This window comes from Streptomyces plumbidurans (assembly GCF_019857225.1).
Taxonomy (GTDB): domain Bacteria; phylum Actinomycetota; class Actinomycetes; order Streptomycetales; family Streptomycetaceae; genus Streptomyces; species Streptomyces plumbidurans.
The window spans coordinates 34,099-50,036 of the sequence record NZ_JAFJSY010000022.1 but is presented as its reverse complement, the minus strand read 5'-3'; the positions used below and the strand labels follow the sequence as shown (position 1 = coordinate 50,036).

Sequence of the window (15,938 nt, the reverse complement as noted above, 5' to 3'; positions counted from 1 at the left end):
ACCGCGGTGCTTCAGGCGACCGGGTCGGGCCGGAGCACCACCTTGCCCAGGTTGGCGCGCGACTCGATCACCGCGTGCGCCTCGGCGGCGTCCTCCAGGGCGAACTCCCCGTGCACGACCGGTCGCAGGACTTTGTCGGCGAACAGGCGCCACAGCTCCCGCCGCCACCGCTCGTACAACTCCGGCTCGCAACGCGCGATCCGCGCCATCTGGAAGCCGATCACGGACTTGGCGCCCACGAGCAGGTCGTACGCCTTCACGGTCCCCCCGCCCGAGCTGTACGCCACCAGCCGCCCACCGGGCGCGAGGGCGGCGAGCGCCGGGGTGAGCAGGTCGCCGCCCACCGCGTCGAGGACGTGGTCGACGGGCGCGCCCCAGCTCGTGTCGCCGTACACGACCACCTCGTCGGCGCCGAGGGAGCGCACGAAGGCGGCCTTTTCCGGGTCCGATACGGCGCCCACCACCCGGGCCGCGCCCCGCGCCCTCGCGAGCTGTACGGCGAGGTGGCCGACGCCGCTCGCCGCGGCCGTGATCAGGGCCGACTCGCCGGGCTCGGGGCGCGCGGAAGCGAGGGCGCCGAGGGCGACGAGACCGCTGCGGACCAGGGCGACCGCGTCCACGGCGGTCGCGCCGTCCGGGACAGGGGAGGCCATGGTCTCGTGCAGCAGGGCGAAGTCGGCGTAACCGTGCCCGAAACACAGCCCGGTCACGCGCTCACCGATGCGGAAGCGGGTGACGCCCTCACCCGCGGCCACGACATCGCCGGCGATCTCGCCGCCGAGCGGGACCGGTTCGGCGGCCTCGGTGACCTTGCGGACGACCGGCAGTGTGACGCCCACGGCCTCGCAGCGGACCAGGAGTTCACCCGGGCCCGGCCGCGGAACCGGGGTTTCCTCCAGGAAGAGGGGGCCGCCGGTGGATTCGTAGCGGACGCGGCGCATGGCGTACCTCCATGGCTGGGTGAGGGCTCGTCGGGACTCCCCATGCATTCATTGGGAGGCCCAACGATATCGACAAGCCGTTGGGGGGTCCAACGACTTCTCGCTAGGCTGTGGCCATGTCCGAAGCCCCCCTCGCCGCGATCCGAACCCTCCCCAGCTGGCTGCTCGGCCGGGCCGCCGCCCGTGGGCGGGCCCTGGTGGGCGAGGCGCTGGCCGCGGAGGGGCTGAAGATGTGGCACCACGTGGTGCTCTCCGCCGTACGCGATCTCGCCCCCGTCGCCCAGGCCGACCTCGGGCGCGGCGTGCAGCTCGACCCCAAGGACCTGGTCGGCGTCCTCAACGACCTCCAGGACGCCGGGCTCGTCGTGCGCGAACCGGACCCGAAGGACCGCCGCAAGAACGCGGTCTCCCTCACCCGCGAGGGTGCGCGGCTGCTGAAGCGCTGCGAGAGGGCGGCGCGAGCGGCCAACGACGAGCTGCTCGCGCCGCTCTCACCGGCCGAACGCGACCGTTTCATGGGCCTGTTGATCCGGATCTCGGGCACGGAGGGCTGATGACGGATAACGTTCCGTCATGACCCCACCCCTCGCCCTCGATCCCGCGCGCACCGCCCTCGTCCTCGTCGATCTGATGGAGCGGCTCGTCGCGCTGCCCCTCGAACCTCGCAAGGGCACCGAAGTCCTCGCCGCAGCCGAGGAGTTGGCGACCGCCTTCCGCGCGGCGGGCGCCACCGTCGTCCTCGTCCGCGTCGAACGCCCCGCCGTCGCCGAACAGCCGCCCGGCAGCGGACTGGCCGCCGGCCTGCCGCAAGCCGGCGACCTGGAGATCGTCAAGCGCACCATCGGCGCCTTCCAGGGCACGGACCTGGACGAGCGCCTGCGCGAACGCGGCGTCCGCACCCTGGTGTTCGGCGGCATCGCCACCAACCTCGGCGTCGAGTCCACCGCCCGCGCGGCCGGCGACCTCGGCTACGACCTCGTCTTCGTCGAGGACGCGATGGCCGCCTTCACGTCCGCCGAACACGAGGCATCGGTACGGCTGGACTTCCCACGCCTGGGGACGGTGGTGACGGCGGACGGGGTGCGGTTCGTGCCGTGAACCTGCCGCGTGCGGTGGATGGGCGGCCGGGTTTGGGCCCGGCATCTGCCTCGGAGGAGGGTTCCGCCGCTGTCCACGGTGACGGTCGAGCCGGTGCGGCGTCTGTGGGCTTGCGCGCTCGGCCGGGGGCGGTTCTCGCCACGGGGCGGTGTGGACCCGCGCCAGCGGTGGACGCGCGGCCGGGTTTGGTCCCGACCCCCGCCTCGGAGGAGTGTTCCGCCGCCGTCCACGGTGACGGTCGAGCCGGTGTGACGTCTGTGGGCTTGCGCGGTTGGCCGGGGCAGGTCCCGCCACGGGTCGGTGTGGACCCATGCCGGGGGAGACCGACGGCGGACGGTGCGGCTCATGGTGTGGACCGCGCCTGCGGCGGACGCCCGGCCGGGGGCGGTCCCTGCACAGCTCGGGGCGGACCCATGCCGGGGAGACGGGCGGCGGGCAGGTGCGGTTCGTGGTGTGGACTGCACCCGCGGCGGACGCCCGGCCGCGTTCGGGCCCGGCACCCGCCTCGGACGGGGGTTTCGCCGCTGTCCACGATGACGACCGAGGTGCGACGTCCGCGGGGTCCCGCGCCTAACCGGAGGCAGGTCCCGCCGTAGTTCGGTGCGGACCCGCGCCCGCGGCAGACGCGCGACCGGATTTCGGGCCCGGCATACGGCTCAGACGAGCGTCCCCCCGCCGTCCACCGTGACGATCGAGCCGGTGCTGTAGCCGCCGCGCATCAGGTACAGGTAGGCCTCGGCGATGTCCGTTGCCTCGCCGATGCGGCCTACCGGCAGGGTGCCGGCCATGGACGCGTACAGGCCCTCGCGCTCGGCCGGGGGCAGGTCTCGCCAGAGGTCGGTGCGGACGATGCCGGGGGAGACGATGTTGACGCGGACCGGGGCGATCTCCAGGGCCAGCGCGCGGGTGAGGGACTCCATCGCCCCGCACAGGCTCGCCGCTACGGTGGTGCCCGGCATCGGGCGGCGTGCGACCGTGCCGGTCGTCAGCACCACCGAGCCGCCGGGCCGGATCGCCGGGGCGCCGTGCTTGACGGCCGTGTACGCGCCCCACAGGCGGGTGTCCAGGAAGCGCCGGGCCCGCCCGAGGTCGGCTGTGGCGAGGGGCTCCATCAGCAGGGATTCGCCGGCCGTGTAGACGAGGTGGTCGAAGCCGCCGACCCGGTCGAAGAAGCCGCGTACGGCCTCCTCGTCGGTCGCGTCCAGGGCGTGCCCCTCGGCGCCCTGCGGCAGCCGTTCGAGCGCGGCGTCCACGCTCTCCTTGCGGCGTGAGGCGACCACGACCTCCGCGCCCTCCCCGGCGGCGCCCTGCGCCACCGCCAGACCGATCCCGGACGTACCCCCGATGACGACGATCCGCTGTCCTTGCAGGCTCATGCTGTTCTCCTCAACGCGATTGCTCGGTGCCATCCAGCCTGCGGTCGCCCCCGGGCCGCCGTCCAAGACCTCTTCCGGCGTCGGCGATACCCTGAAGGCATCGCCGACAGAAGGGCCGGCCATGGACCTCGACCTGCGGAAGGTGCGCTACTTCGCGACGGTCGCCGAACTGCTGCACTTCGGCCGGGCCGCCGAGCGGCTGCACATAGCGCAGCCCGTGCTGAGCCGGCAGATCAAGGCGCTGGAGAAGGACTTGGGGGCCGCGCTGTTCCAACGCGACAGCCACGGCGTGACTTTGACCCCCGCCGGACGCCAACTCCTCGACGACGCGGGCTCGTTGCTCGCCGCCGCCGACGCGACCAGGCGCCGGGTGCGGCGGACCGCCCGGGGCCCGGGCCGCCTCGTCGTGGGCTTCCGCGCGGGCGTCGTCGTCACCCCGGCGGTGCGCGTCTTCGCCGCGGCACACCCGGACGTGGACGTGCAGACCTGCCGCGTCGAGTGGGACGACCAGGAGCGGCTGATCCTCGACGGCACCGTGGACCTCGCCTACGTGCGCACTCCGATCGACGGCAGCGGCCTCAAGCTGGTGCCGCTGTTCGGCGAGGCCCGGCTGGCGCTGCTGCCCGCGGACCACCGGCTGGCCGGCAAGCCGGCGCTGGAACTGTCCGACCTGGCCGGCGAGACCTGGCTGCGCTACACCGACACCGGGGCCGACGAGGTGCCGATCCGGGTGGTGGAGGAGAAGTTCGAGCGGGTGGCGTCGGGCGCGGGCATCACGCTCGTACCGGCGTCGATCGCCGCGCAGTACTCCCGCTCCGACATTACCTATGTGCCCGTCACCGACGCCGAACCCGACCGGGTGTTCCTGGCCTGGGAGACGAGCCGCCGCTCACCGCTCGTGGCGGCGTTCGCCGAGGCGGCTCGCTCCCTCGTCCCAGAGGGCCTGGGAGCCTGAGGCGGGGCCCCTGCGGCGCAGGGGGCGCTCCCCGCCGGTCGGGGCCCCGCCGCCGTGTCGCGGAGAGGCGGTCACGCCTGGGCGGCCGCGGTCCGCAGGGCGATGCGGTCCTCGCCCGCGTACACGTTCATGGAGCTGCCCCGCAGGAATCCCACCAGGGTCAGCCCGGTCTCGGCGGCCAGGTCCACGGCCAGCGACGACGGTGCCGAGACCGCCGCCAGGACCGGGATGCCCGCCATGACCGCCTTCTGCGCCAGCTCGAAGGAGGCCCGGCCGGAGACGAGCAGGAGCGCGCGGGACAGCGGCAGGTCCCCGCTCTGCAGCGCGCGGCCCACCAGCTTGTCGACCGCGTTGTGCCGGCCCACGTCCTCCCGTATGTCCAGCAGCTCCCCCGCCTCGCTGAACAGGGCCGCCGCGTGCAGGCCCCCGGTCCGGTCGAAGACGCGCTGGGCCGCCCGCAGCCGGTCGGGGAGGCTCGCGAGCAGCTCGGGCTCGACGCGGACCGGGGGAGTGTCGGCGATCGGCCAGCGGGCCGTCGTACGGACCGCGTCCAGGCTCGCCTTGCCGCACAGGCCGCAGGACGAGGTCGTGTAGACGTTCCGTTCGAGCGTGATGTCGGGGATCGTCACGCCGGGGGCGGTCCGCACGTCGACCACGTTGTACGTGTTCGAGCCGTCGACGGTGGCGCCCGCGCAGTACACGATGTTCTGCAGGTCCGACTGCTCGGCCAGCACGCCCTCGCTCACCAGGAAGCCCGCGGCCAGCGCGAAGTCGTCGCCCGGGGTGCGCATGGTGATCGCGAGCGGCTTGCCGTTCAGCCTGATCTCCAGCGGTTCCTCGGCGACGAGCGTGTCGGGGCGGGTGGAGATGGCCCCGTCCCGGATGCGGATCACCTTGCGTCGTTCCGTGACTCGTCCCATGTCGTGTTCAGTCCCGGTTCTGTACGTGCTGGTAGCCGAAGCGGCCCTTGATGCAGAGGTTGCCGTGGGTCACCGGGTTGTCGTGCGGTGAGGTGACCTTCACGATTTCATTGTCCTGCACGTGGAGAGTGAGGTTGCAGCCCACTCCGCAGTACGCGCAGATCGTCGTCGTCTCCGTCTGCGCCGACTCGTCCCAGGTACCCGCCGCGCGCATGTCGAACTCCGACTTGAACGACAGGGCTCCGGTCGGGCACACCTCGATGCAGTTGCCGCAGTACACGCACGCCGAGTCGGTGAGCGGGGCGTCCTGCTCGACCGCGATCCGGGCGTCGAAGCCGCGACCGGCGACCGAGATCGCGAAGGTGTTCTGCCACTGGTCGCCACAGGCGTCCACGCACTTGTAGCAGAGGATGCACTTGTCGTAGTCGCGCACGTACAGATCGTTGTCGACCCTGGGTTCCTCGTTCAGGCGGGCCGCGTCCGGGCCGAAGCGGTCCGGCTTCGCCTCGTACTCCTTGATCCATTCAGCGACTTGTGGAGTCATCGACAAGTCGACCGAGGAGGCGAGGAGTTCGAGGACGATCTTGCGGCTGTGCCGGGCCCGCTCGGTGCCGGTGCGCACCTCCATGCCCGCCTCGGCCTTGCGGGAGCAGGCCGGGACCAGGGTCCGGGAGCCCTCCACCTCGACCACGCAGACACGGCAGGCGTTCTTCGGCCGCAGCGTGTCCCCCTCGCACAGCGTCGGGATGTCCTTCCCGGCCGCCCGGCAGGCGTCCAGGATCGTCGCGCCCTCGGGGGCGCGCACGGCCTGTCCGTCGATGGTGAACTCCAGCAGCCGGCGCGGTATCCCCAGCTCTGTCACGGTCATTCGTACGCCCCCAGACGGTCGATGGCGGATTCCACGGCGTTCCACGCGGTCTGTCCCAGACCGCAGATCGAGGCGTCCCGCATCGCGCGGCCGACCTCTCTGAGCAGGGCGATGTCGTCGGCGGCGGCCGCACCCGTGCGCTCGGCGATCCGGTGCAGCGCCTCCTCCTGGCGCACGGTCCCGACCCGGCAGGGCACGCACTGGCCGCAGGACTCGTCGCGGAAGAACTCCGCGATGCGCAGCAGCAGCCGGGGCAGCGGGACGGTGTCGTCGAAGGCCATCACGACCCCCGAGCCGAGCGTGGTGCCCGCCTCCCGGGTGCCTTCGAAGGTGAGCGGGATGTCCCTCTCGTCCGGCCGTACGAAGCCGCCGGCGGCGCCTCCCAGGAGCACGGCCCGCAGCCTCGGGCGCACCCCTGCCAGGTCGAGCAGCTCGCCCAGCGTGGCGCCGAACGGCAGCTCGTAGATGCCGGGCCGCTCCACGCTGCCCGAGACGCAGAACAGCTTCGGTCCGGTGGACTTCTCCGTGCCGATCGCCGCGTACGCCTCGGCGCCCATGGTCAGGATCGGCAGGACGTTGACCAGCGTCTCGACGTTGTTCTCCACGGTCGGCTTGCCGAACAGGCCCTTCTCCACCGGGAAGGGCGGCTTGGAGCGCGGCTCGCCCCGGTAGCCCTCGATGGAGTTGAACAGGGCCGTCTCCTCGCCGCAGATGTAGGCGCCCGCACCGCGCCGGATCTCGATATCGAAGGCGTAGCCCTGGCCGAGGACGTCGTCGCCGAGGAAGCCACGCGCGCGTGCCTGCGCGATCGCGTGCTCCATCCGCCGCAGCGCGCGCGGGTACTCGCCGCGCAGATACAGGTAGCCCCGGTGCGCGCCGGTCGCGTACGCCGCGATCGTCATCGACTCCACCAGCGCGAACGGGTCGCCCTCCAGGATCACGCGGTCCTTGAAGGTGCCCGGCTCGGACTCGTCGGCGTTGCACACCAGGTAGTGGGGGTGGTCGGGCTGCGACGCCGTGGCCTGCCACTTGCGGCCGGTGGGGAAGGCGGCGCCGCCGCGCCCGACCAGGCCGGAGTCGGTGACCTCGCGGATGACCCCGGCGGGGCCGAGCGCGAAGGCCCGGCGCAACGCGGCGTAGCCGCCGTGGGAGCGGTAGTCGTCCAGCGACGACGGGTCCACGACGCCGACGCGGCGAAGGAGCGTCAGACCGGGGTCCCCGGCCTGGGGCACCGCCATCGCCGCCGGCGGTTCCTGCGGCGCGGAGTCCGGCGAACTCGCGGCCAGTACGGCCTCATGGACCGTCGCGGGCGCCGACACCGCCGTACGCACCGGATCACCCGCCTTGATCGCGAGCGCGGCGGGTGCCCGCTCGCACAGGCCGAGGCAGGGGCTGCGCTCGACGTGCACGCCGCTGCCGAGGCCGAGCCTCGCCTCCACGCCAGCGCACAGCTCGGACGCCCCGGCCGCCGCGCACGCGAGGTCCGTGCAGACGTGCAGCACGGTCGCCGGGCGCGGCTTCACCGAGAACATGGAGTAGAAGGTGGCCACCCCGTACGCCTCCGCCGGCGGCACGGTCAGCCGCCGGCACAGGTGGTCCAGGGCGCCGTCGCTGATCCAGCCGACCCGGTCGTTGATCGCGTGCAGCCCCGGCAGCAGCAGGTCGCGCCGGTCCCGGGCCTCGCGGCCGCCGCGCGCCCACCGGAGGTCGGCGTCGGACCGGTCGGCGCCCTCCCAGGAGGACTCCGGAGGGCCGAGCAGCGCGTCGATCGCCGCCCGTTCCTCGTCCGTCGGCTTGCTGTCGCCGAAGTGCAGATCCACCAGGTCACCTCACGATGGTCGCGACGGGAAGCTTCTCGATGCGGATGGCCGACGCCTTGAACTCCGCCGTCCCCGCGATCGGGCAATTGGCCTCGATCGTCAGGCTGTTGGTGTCCACCTCGTCGGGAAAGTGCATGGTCATGAAGGCGAGTCCGGGCCGCAGCGCCGGCTCGACCCACACCGGGGCCACGACCGCGCCCCGCCGCGAGGACACCTGCACCTCCTCGCCCACGACGACCCCGTACCGCTCGGCGTCCTCCGGGCTCAGCTCGACGTGCTCGCCGCGCCGCAGCGGGGAGGCGAAACCGCCGCTCTGCACACCGGTGTTGTAGGAGTCCAGGCGCCGTCCGGTGGTGAGCCGGATCGGGTACTCCTCGTCCGTCAGGTCGACGGGCGGATCGTGCTGGACGATGCCGAACGGCGCGGGCCTCCCCCGCCGCTGCGGATCCTTCTCCCACAACCGGCCGTGCAGATAGGTCGGTTCGAGTTCCTCGGTGCTCGGGCACGGCCACTGGATGCCCTGGTGCTCCGCCAGCCGGTCGTACGTCATCCCGTAGTGGTCGGGGGAGACGGACCTGAGCTCGTTCCAGACGGCCTCGGCGTCGGCGTACTTCCAGTCGTGGCCCAGGCGCGCGGCGATCTCGCACATGATGTCGATGTCCTCGCGGGCCTCGCCCGGCGGGTCCACCGCCTTGCGCACCCGCTGGACCCGCCGCTCACTGCTGGTCGTCGTACCGTCGGTCTCCGCCCAGCCCGCCGTGGCGGGCAGGACGACGTCGGCGAGTTCGGCCGTCTTCGTCAGGAAGATGTCCTGCACGACGAGGAAGTCGAGCTGCCGCATACGGCGCACCGCCTGGTCACTGTCGGCCTCCGACTGCGCCGGGTTCTCGCCGATGCAGTAGACGGCCCTGACCGAGCCCTCCTCCATCGCCTCGAACATCTCCGTCAGATTCAGCCCGTAGTGCGGCCGGATGACGGTGTCCCAGGCGGACTCGAACTTCAGCCGTATGTCCGGGTCGAGGAGGTCCTGGAAGCCGGGCAGGCGGTTGGGGATCGCGCCCATGTCGCCGCCGCCCTGCACGTTGTTCTGGCCGCGCAGGGGCTGCAACCCGGCACCGTAGCGGCCGACTTGACCGGTCAGCAGGGACAGGTTGATCAGCGCGCGGACGTTGTCCGTGCCGTTGTGGTGCTCGGTGATGCCGAGGGTCCAGCACAACTGGGCGCGCTCGGCGCGGGCGTAGGCGTGCGCCAGGTCCTTGATGGCGCGGGCCGGTACCCCCGTCACCTTCTCGGCGAGCGAGAGCGTCCACGGCTCGACGAGCTTCTTGTACTCCTCGTAGCCGGTGGTGGCGCGCTCGATGAACGCCTCGTTGGCCAGGCCCGCGTGGATGATCTCGCGGGCGACGGCGTGCGCCAGCGGGATGTCGGTGCCGACGTTGAGGCCGAGCCAGCTCTCCGCCCACTCGGCGGTGGAGGTGCGGCGCGGGTCGACGGCGTACATCCGGGCGCCGTTCCTGATCCCCTTCAGCACGTGCTGGAAGAAGATCGGGTGCGCGAAGCGGGCGTTGGAGCCCCACATCACGATGACGTCCGTGTGCTCGATCTCCTCGTAGGAGGAGGTGCCGCCGCCCGAGCCGAACGCCGCCGACAGACCCGCGACGCTCGGCGCGTGGCAGGTGCGGTTGCAGGAGTCGACGTTGTTGGTGCCCATGACGACCCGCGCGAACTTCTGCGCCACGTAGTTCATCTCATTGGTCGCGCGGGCACAGGCGAACATGCCGAACGCGTCCCGGTTGCGCTGCAGGCCCCGGGCCACCCGGTCCAGGGCCTCGTCCCAACTCGCCCGCCTGAAGGGCTCGTCGCGCGCGTCGCGGACCAGCGGGTGGGTGAGCCGGGTGTAGATCTTCGGTTGCCGCTTCCTCATACGACACTCCTCATGCGGCGCTCCTGACTCTGCTGACTCCTCATGCGGCGCTCCTCAGTGCGAGCAGGTCCGAGATGGCGTGCACGGTGCGCAGGGTGGGCACGTCGACGCCGGTGATCTCCGCCAACTCGACGACCGCGGCCAGCAGTACGTCGAGTTCGAGCGGCTTGCCGCGCTCCAGGTCCTGGAGCGTGGAGGTGCGGTGGTCGCCGACCTTCTCGGCGCCCGCGAGCCGGCGCTCGATGGAGATGCCGATCTCGCAGCCGAGGGCCTCGGCGACGGCGAGCGTCTCGGCCATCATGGTCTCGATGACCTTGCGGGTGCCGCCGTGCAGGCACATCTGCCGCATGGTCGCGCGGGCCAGCGCGCTGATCGGGTTGAACGAGATGTTGCCGAGCAGCTTGAGCCAGATGTCGTTGCGCAGATCCGGCTCGACCGGGCACTTCAGCCCCCCGGCGACCATGGCCTCGCTGAAGTCCAGGCAGCGCTTGGACACGCTGCGGTCGGGCTCGCCGACGGAGAACCGGGTGCCTTCCAAGTGCCGTACGACACCCGGCTGTTCGAGTTCCGTGGCGGCGTACACGACGCAGCCGACGGCCCGTTCGGGCGCGAGCACCGCACTGACCGCGCCGTCCGGGTCCACGCTCTCGACGCGGTGGCCGTCGTGGGGGCCGCCGTGCCGGTGGAAGTACCACCAGGGGATGCCGTTCTGGGCGGCGATCACCGCGGTGGCGTCGTGCAGCAGTGGCTCGATCAGCGGCCCGCACGCCGCGTACGAGTTGGCCTTGAGGCCGAGGAAGACATAGTCGACCGGGCCGATCGCGGCCGGGTCGTCGGTTGCGTGGGCGCGCGCGGTGAAGTCCCCGCGCGGGCTGAGCACCCGTACTCCGTGCTGCCTCATGGCCGCCAGATGCGGTCCACGGGCGACAAGATGCACGTCGGCGCCGGCGCGATGCAGCGCGGCTCCGACATAGGCGCCGATCGCACCGGCGCCGAGAACTGCGACTTTCATGACGTGGGAGCTCCGTTCGGTTCGAGGGATACCGCGGAGATGGCGCGTCGTCGAACTTCGTCGACTGAATATTGTCTACAGTATGGTGCGAAGGCCAGCAAGGGTTCGCGCACGCTTCGGGAAACCGGTCGGTTCAACCGTTCGTCGCATCCTGCATACCGCTCATCGCATACGGTCGACCCGTCGCCTTTTCAACAACCCTGCGGCTGCCTACCGTCCGGGATCATGAGTCCCCCTGTCGCACCAGCAGGCTGGAGCCGCTGGCTCGTACCCCCCGCCGCTCTCGCCGTCCATCTCTCCATCGGCCAGGCCTACGCCTGGAGCGTCTTCAAGCCGCCCCTCGAGTCCGCACTGGGCCTCAGCGGCACCCAGAGCGCGCTGCCCTTCCAGCTCGGCATCGTCATGCTCGGGCTGTCGGCCGCGTTCGGCGGCACACTCGTGGAGCGCAACGGGCCGCGCTGGGCCATGACCGTCGCCCTGATCTGCTTCAGTTCCGGCTTCCTGCTCTCCTCGCTCGGCGCCTGGACCGAGCAGTACTGGCTGATCGTCCTCGGCTACGGCTTCGTCGGCGGCATCGGCCTCGGCATCGGCTACATCTCGCCCGTCTCCACCCTGATCAAGTGGTTCCCCGACCGGCCCGGCATGGCCACCGGCATCGCGATCATGGGCTTCGGCGGCGGCGCGCTCATCGCCTCCCCGTGGTCGGCGCAGATGCTGGAGTCGTTCGGCACCGACAGCTCCGGGATCGCGCTCGCGTTCCTCGTGCACGGGCTCGCGTACGCCGTCTTCATGTCCCTGGGCGTGCTGCTGGTGCGGGTCCCGCGCACCGAGAAGCCCGTCGAGGGCGCGCCGAGTGCCCTCCAGGGACCGCAGGTCTCCGCCCGGAACGCCGTGCGCACCCCGCAGTTCTGGCTGCTGTGGATCGTGCTCTGCATGAACGTGACCGCGGGCATCGGCATCCTGGAGAAGGCCGCCCCGATGATCACCGACTTCTTCGCGGACACCTCGATGTCCGTGTCGGCCTCGGCCGCCGCCGGCTTCGTCGCGCTGCTGTCCGCCGCCAACATGGCGGGCCGCATCGGCTGGTCGTCGACCTCCGACCTGATCGGCCGCAAGAACATCTACCGCGTCTACCTGGGCGTCGGCGCGGTGATGTACGCACTGATCGCACTGTTCGGCGACTCATCCAAGCCGCTGTTCGTCCTGTGCGCCTTCGTGATCCTCTCCTTCTACGGCGGCGGCTTCGCCACCATCCCCGCCTACCTCAAGGACCTGTTCGGCACCTACGAGGTCGGCGCCATCCACGGCCGGCTGCTCACCGCCTGGTCCACGGCCGGCGTCCTCGGACCGCTGATCGTGAACTGGATCGCCGACCGGCAGGAGGACGCGGGCAAGCACGGCTCCGCCCTGTACGGCGTCTCCTTCCTCATCATGATCGGGCTGCTCGTCGTCGGCTTCGTCGCCAACGAACTCGTCCGGCCCGTCGACGCCCGCCACCACATCCCCGCCCCGAGAAAGGCCGCCGATGTCGAACGACAGCAGTCAGAGTCCGCCTGACCGCCGCCTGTTGATCGCCTTCGCCTGGCTGTGGGTGGGGGCACCGCTCGTCTACGGGCTCTACGAGCTCGTGCACAAGGCGACACAGCTGTTCACCGGGTGAGACTGCACCGGGTGACTGTTCGGCAGGAGAGCGGGCGTCCGCCTTTGCCCCAACGGATGACAGAATCCGACAACCCGGACGCCCGTTTCCTGTCAGCTCGGCTGCCGTCGTACCCGTGAGTCACTGATCAGACTGGTGGATCCACAACCCAGGGCAACGAGGGGGACCACCGAATGAACGGCTCGCGCATCGCCGCCGTCGGCCACTACCAGCCCGCCAAGGTACTCACCAACGAGGACCTGGCGCGCATGGTCGACACCAGTGACGAGTGGATCACCTCACGGGTGGGCATCCGTACCCGCCACATCGCCGGGCCCGACGAGCCGGTCGACGAACTCGCCGCCCACGCCGCCGCCAAGGCCCTCGCCGCCGCGGGCCTCGCGCCCGGCGACATCGACCTGGTGCTGGTCGCCACCTCCACCGCCGTGGACCGCTCGCCCAACATGGCCGCCCGGGTCGCCGCCCGGCTCGGCATCCCCTCGCCCGCCGCGATGGACGTCAACGTCGTGTGCGCCGGGTTCACCCACGCCCTCGCCACGGCCGACCACGCGGTGCGGGCCGGCGCCTCGGTGCGCGCGCTGGTCGTCGGCGCCGACAAGATGTCCGAGGTGACCGACTGGAGCGACCGCAGCACCTGTGTGCTCGTCGGTGACGGTGCCGGAGCCGCCGTCGTGGAGGCCTCGGACGAGCCCGGCATCGCACCGGTGCTGTGGGGCTCGGTGCCCGAGATGGGGCACGCGGTGCGGATCGAGGGCACCCCGGCACGGTTCGCCCAGGAGGGCCAGAGCGTCTACCGCTGGGCGACCACCCAACTGCCGCCCCTCGCCCGCAAGGCCTGCGAGCGCGCCGGACTCGCACCCGAGGACCTCGCCGCCGTCGTGCTGCACCAGGCGAACCTGCGCATCATCGAGCCGCTCGCCGAGAAACTGGGCGCCGTCAACGCCGTCGTGGCCCGGGACGTCGCCGAGTCGGGGAACACCTCGGCGGCGAGCATCCCGCTGGCGTTCTCCAAGCTCGTCGAACAGGGCGCCGTCCGCACCGGGGACCCGATCCTGCTCTTCGGTTTCGGCGGGAATCTCTCCTACGCGGGCCAGGTCGTCCACTGCCCGTGACCTGCGGGAAGCGCAGGTGTGACGCAACCGACTCCCGGATCGACTGGCCCTCGTGCGCCGTAGACTGTAGACGAAAGACAATCCATACTTACTTTCCGGCTGCACGTGCTTGACGCCGCCCAGGAGGGGGACCGACGGATGCTGTCGACAGGACTGCCGCAGGGTGCGGTACCCAAGCTCGAACGACCCGGTCCGCTGCGCGACCGTGTCTACGAAGCACTGCTCGAACTCATCACCACGCGCGCCCTCCAGCCGGGCCAGCATCTCGTCGAGAGCGAACTCGCGGGCCATCTGGGCGTGTCGCGCCAGCCCGTGCGGGAGGCGCTGCAGCGGCTGAACACCGAGGGCTGGGTCGATCTGCGGCCCGCCCAGGGCGCGTTCGTGCACGAGCCGACGGAGGAGGAGGCCGATCAGCTCCTCACGGTCCGTACGCTGCTGGAGGCGGAGGCCGCCCGGCTCGCCGCGGCCAACGCCAACGCCGCGGGCATCCAGGCCCTGGAGGACCTGTGCGCGGAGGGCGAGAACGCCGTCGCCGCGGACGACGTGGACGGGGCCGTCGGCATGAACGCCCGCTTCCACGCCAAGATCATGGAACTGGCCGGCAACACCGTGCTCGGCGAGCTGGCCGCGCAGGTGGACCGGCGGGTGCGCTGGTACTACACGCCCGTCGCCCGGCAGCGCGGCAGCCAGTCCTGGATCGAGCACCGCGCCCTGATCGCGGCGATCGTGGACCGCGACGAGCAGCGCGCCACCCAGCTGATGCGCGAACACACCGAGCACACCCGGCGGTCGTACCACGCGCGGGCGACGTCGTAGCGCCCGCCTTTCCATCCCGGCTTTGTCCTGTCAGTGGAGAAAGTCGACGGTAATTCCTGCACAGCTTCTTCCCAGCTTCGGCGCCCGCTGCTACGTTCCCCTCGAAAGCCCGAACACAGGCGCGGCCGATTGAGGCGGGGAGGGGCTCGTGAGACGTATGACGGCACGACCCGCGAATGCTCATCAGGCCCGGCTGCTGAAGCTGCTGCGCGACGGAGGACCCAACTCCCGTGCGCAGCTGGGCGATCAGGTCGATCTGTCACGGTCCAAGCTGGCCGTGGAGGTGGACCGGCTGCTGGAGACGGGCCTCGCCGTGGCCGACGGACTCGCCGCCTCGCGCGGCGGCCGCCGCTCCCACAACATCCGGCTCAATCCCGAACTGCGGTTCCTCGGCGTCGACATCGGCGCGACCTCGGTCGACGTCGCCGTCACCAACGCCGAGCTGGAGATCCTCGGACACCTCAACCAGCCCATGGACGTACGCGAGGGACCGGTCGCGGTCTTCGAGCAAGTCCTGTCCATGGCAGCGAAGTTGAAGTCCTCGGGACTCGCGGAGGGGTTCGACGGCGCCGGCATCGGCGTCCCCGGACCGGTCCGCTTCCCCGAGGGCGTCCCGGTGGCTCCCCCGATCATGCCGGGCTGGGACGGCTTCCCCGTCCGGGAGGCGCTCAGCCAGGAACTCGGCTGCCCGGTCATGGTCGACAACGACGTGAACCTGATGGCGATGGGGGAGATGCACGCGGGCGTCGCACGCTCCGTGGGCGACTTCCTCTGCGTCAAGATCGGCACCGGCATCGGCTGCGGCATCGTCGCCGGCGGTGAGGTCCACCGCGGCGCGACCGGCAGCGCGGGCGACATCGGGCACATCCAGGCCGTGCCCGACGGACGACCTTGCGCCTGCGGCAACCGGGGCTGCCTGGAAGCACACTTCAGCGGGGCGGCTCTCGCCCGCGACGCCGTGGAGGCGGCCGAGCAGGGGCAGTCGGAGGAACTCGCGAACCGGCTGGAGGCGAACGGCACCCTGAGCGCCGTCGACGTCGCCGCCGCAGCCGCCGCGGGCGACGCCACCTCCCTCGACCTGATCCGCGAGGGCGGCGACCGCACCGGCCAGGTCATCGCCGGACTGGTCTCGTTCTTCAACCCGGGCCTGGTGGTGATCGGCGGCGGGGTGACCGGCCTCGGCCACACCCTGCTCGCCGCGATCCGCACCCAGGTCTACCGACAGTCACTGCCCCTCGCGACCGGCAATCTGCCCATCGTGCTGGGGGAGTTGGGACCCACCGCCGGAGTCATCGGCGCGGCCCGGCTCATCAGCGACCACCTGTTCTCACCTGCGTAAGCACACGGTTCGTAGCTGGTAGTACGTAGTACGTAGTTCGTACACAGCACATCCGGCACAGCGCGCTGCTCCGCCCTGCCCTGAACACGCCTGTCCG

Annotated in this window: 15 protein-coding genes; 8 read left to right on the top strand and 7 right to left on the bottom strand. The window is 71.5% G+C overall.

Annotated elements, in window-relative coordinates:
- Positions 1-11: 11 nt before the first annotated feature.
- A complete protein-coding gene (locus JYK17_RS16785) occupies positions 12-941 on the bottom strand; it encodes a quinone oxidoreductase family protein (protein WP_108006262.1) in 930 nt (309 codons plus the stop codon).
- 116 nt (positions 942-1,057) lie between these two features.
- Here JYK17_RS16785 and JYK17_RS16780 point away from each other — a divergent pair, with 116 nt between their 5' ends.
- Positions 1,058-1,495, top strand: a complete 438-nt coding sequence (locus tag JYK17_RS16780; protein WP_108006260.1) for a MarR family winged helix-turn-helix transcriptional regulator — start codon at positions 1,058-1,060, stop codon at positions 1,493-1,495.
- A 19-nt stretch (positions 1,496-1,514) separates the two neighbouring features.
- Positions 1,515-2,039, top strand: a complete 525-nt coding sequence (locus tag JYK17_RS16775) for an isochorismatase family protein (protein ID WP_108006258.1) — start codon at positions 1,515-1,517, stop codon at positions 2,037-2,039.
- 656 nt (positions 2,040-2,695) lie between these two features.
- Here the strand turns inward: JYK17_RS16775 and JYK17_RS16770 are convergent.
- Complete coding sequence (locus JYK17_RS16770) at positions 2,696-3,415, bottom strand: SDR family oxidoreductase (protein WP_108006256.1); 720 nt, start codon at positions 3,413-3,415, stop codon at positions 2,696-2,698.
- Between the two features lie 121 nt (positions 3,416-3,536).
- On the opposite strand from JYK17_RS16770, the gene JYK17_RS16765 reads away from it, so the two are divergent.
- On the top strand, positions 3,537-4,370 hold the full coding sequence (locus tag JYK17_RS16765; RefSeq protein ID WP_108006254.1) for a LysR family transcriptional regulator: 834 nt from the start codon (positions 3,537-3,539) through the stop codon (positions 4,368-4,370).
- Positions 4,371-4,441: 71 nt separating this feature from the next.
- Here the strand turns inward: JYK17_RS16765 and fdhD are convergent, their stop codons facing one another.
- The 5 genes from fdhD to JYK17_RS16740 are packed head-to-tail and all read right to left on the bottom strand — an operon-like array spanning position 4,442 to position 10,914.
- The gene (gene fdhD, locus JYK17_RS16760) at positions 4,442-5,290 is read right to left on the bottom strand and encodes a formate dehydrogenase accessory sulfurtransferase FdhD (protein WP_108006252.1); all 849 of its coding nucleotides are present in this window, start codon (positions 5,288-5,290) and stop codon (positions 4,442-4,444) included.
- A gap of 7 nt (positions 5,291-5,297) precedes the next feature.
- Complete coding sequence (locus tag JYK17_RS16755; RefSeq protein WP_108006250.1) at positions 5,298-6,158, bottom strand: 2Fe-2S iron-sulfur cluster-binding protein; 861 nt, start codon at positions 6,156-6,158, stop codon at positions 5,298-5,300.
- The gene (locus JYK17_RS16750) at positions 6,155-7,978 is read right to left on the bottom strand and encodes an NAD(P)H-dependent oxidoreductase subunit E (protein WP_222810644.1); all 1,824 of its coding nucleotides are present in this window, start codon (positions 7,976-7,978) and stop codon (positions 6,155-6,157) included. Before JYK17_RS16750 ends, JYK17_RS16755 begins: the two co-directional genes overlap by 4 nt.
- A 4-nt stretch (positions 7,979-7,982) precedes the next feature.
- Positions 7,983-9,902: a molybdopterin oxidoreductase family protein gene (locus tag JYK17_RS16745; RefSeq protein ID WP_108006246.1), complete on the bottom strand. Its 1,920-nt coding sequence runs from the start codon at positions 9,900-9,902 to the stop codon at positions 7,983-7,985.
- A 40-nt stretch (positions 9,903-9,942) separates the two neighbouring features.
- On the bottom strand, positions 9,943-10,914 hold the full coding sequence (locus JYK17_RS16740) for a 2-dehydropantoate 2-reductase (protein ID WP_108006244.1): 972 nt from the start codon (positions 10,912-10,914) through the stop codon (positions 9,943-9,945).
- Positions 10,915-11,139: 225 nt separating this feature from the next.
- Here JYK17_RS16740 and JYK17_RS16735 point away from each other — a divergent pair, with 225 nt between their 5' ends.
- From JYK17_RS16735 to JYK17_RS16720, 5 genes are all read left to right on the top strand, one after another.
- Positions 11,140-12,471 (top strand): OFA family MFS transporter, encoded by a 1,332-nt coding sequence (locus JYK17_RS16735; protein WP_108006242.1) that lies wholly within the window; start codon positions 11,140-11,142, stop codon positions 12,469-12,471.
- The gene (locus JYK17_RS41365) at positions 12,440-12,574 is read left to right on the top strand and encodes an MFS transporter small subunit (RefSeq protein ID WP_258198170.1); all 135 of its coding nucleotides are present in this window, start codon (positions 12,440-12,442) and stop codon (positions 12,572-12,574) included. Before JYK17_RS16735 ends, JYK17_RS41365 begins: the two co-directional genes overlap by 32 nt.
- Positions 12,575-12,747: 173 nt before the next feature.
- On the top strand, positions 12,748-13,686 hold the full coding sequence (locus JYK17_RS16730; protein WP_108006240.1) for a beta-ketoacyl-ACP synthase III: 939 nt from the start codon (positions 12,748-12,750) through the stop codon (positions 13,684-13,686).
- Positions 13,687-13,824: 138 nt separating this feature from the next.
- Positions 13,825-14,502, top strand: coding sequence for a GntR family transcriptional regulator (locus JYK17_RS16725; RefSeq protein ID WP_108006238.1), 678 nt, complete (start codon positions 13,825-13,827; stop codon positions 14,500-14,502).
- Positions 14,503-14,659: 157 nt separating this feature from the next.
- Entirely contained in the window at positions 14,660-15,841 is a 1,182-nt protein-coding gene (locus tag JYK17_RS16720; protein ID WP_108006236.1) for an ROK family protein, read from the top strand.
- The last annotated feature ends 97 nt before the right edge of the window (positions 15,842-15,938 follow it).

Bases quoted from the DNA above. Each gene is read 5' to 3' on its own strand.
- JYK17_RS16725 (WP_108006238.1), top strand. From the start codon at position 13,825: ATGCTGTCGACAGGACTGCCGCAGGGTGCGGTACCCAAGCTCGAACGA.
- JYK17_RS16785 (WP_108006262.1), bottom strand. From the start codon at position 941: ATGCGCCGCGTCCGCTACGAATCCACCGGCGGCCCCCTCTTCCTGGAG.
- JYK17_RS16730 (WP_108006240.1), top strand. From the start codon at position 12,748: ATGAACGGCTCGCGCATCGCCGCCGTCGGCCACTACCAGCCCGCCAAG.
- JYK17_RS16770 (WP_108006256.1), bottom strand. From the start codon at position 3,415: ATGAGCCTGCAAGGACAGCGGATCGTCGTCATCGGGGGTACGTCCGGG.
- JYK17_RS16735 (WP_108006242.1), top strand. From the start codon at position 11,140: ATGAGTCCCCCTGTCGCACCAGCAGGCTGGAGCCGCTGGCTCGTACCC.
- JYK17_RS16765 (WP_108006254.1), top strand. From the start codon at position 3,537: ATGGACCTCGACCTGCGGAAGGTGCGCTACTTCGCGACGGTCGCCGAA.
- JYK17_RS41365 (WP_258198170.1), top strand. From the start codon at position 12,440: ATGTCGAACGACAGCAGTCAGAGTCCGCCTGACCGCCGCCTGTTGATC.
- JYK17_RS16780 (WP_108006260.1), top strand. From the start codon at position 1,058: ATGTCCGAAGCCCCCCTCGCCGCGATCCGAACCCTCCCCAGCTGGCTG.
- JYK17_RS16755 (WP_108006250.1), bottom strand. From the start codon at position 6,158: ATGACCGTGACAGAGCTGGGGATACCGCGCCGGCTGCTGGAGTTCACC.
- JYK17_RS16720 (WP_108006236.1), top strand. From the start codon at position 14,660: ATGACGGCACGACCCGCGAATGCTCATCAGGCCCGGCTGCTGAAGCTG.
- JYK17_RS16775 (WP_108006258.1), top strand. From the start codon at position 1,515: ATGACCCCACCCCTCGCCCTCGATCCCGCGCGCACCGCCCTCGTCCTC.
- JYK17_RS16740 (WP_108006244.1), bottom strand. From the start codon at position 10,914: ATGAAAGTCGCAGTTCTCGGCGCCGGTGCGATCGGCGCCTATGTCGGA.
- fdhD (WP_108006252.1), bottom strand. From the start codon at position 5,290: ATGGGACGAGTCACGGAACGACGCAAGGTGATCCGCATCCGGGACGGG.
- JYK17_RS16745 (WP_108006246.1), bottom strand. From the start codon at position 9,902: ATGAGGAAGCGGCAACCGAAGATCTACACCCGGCTCACCCACCCGCTG.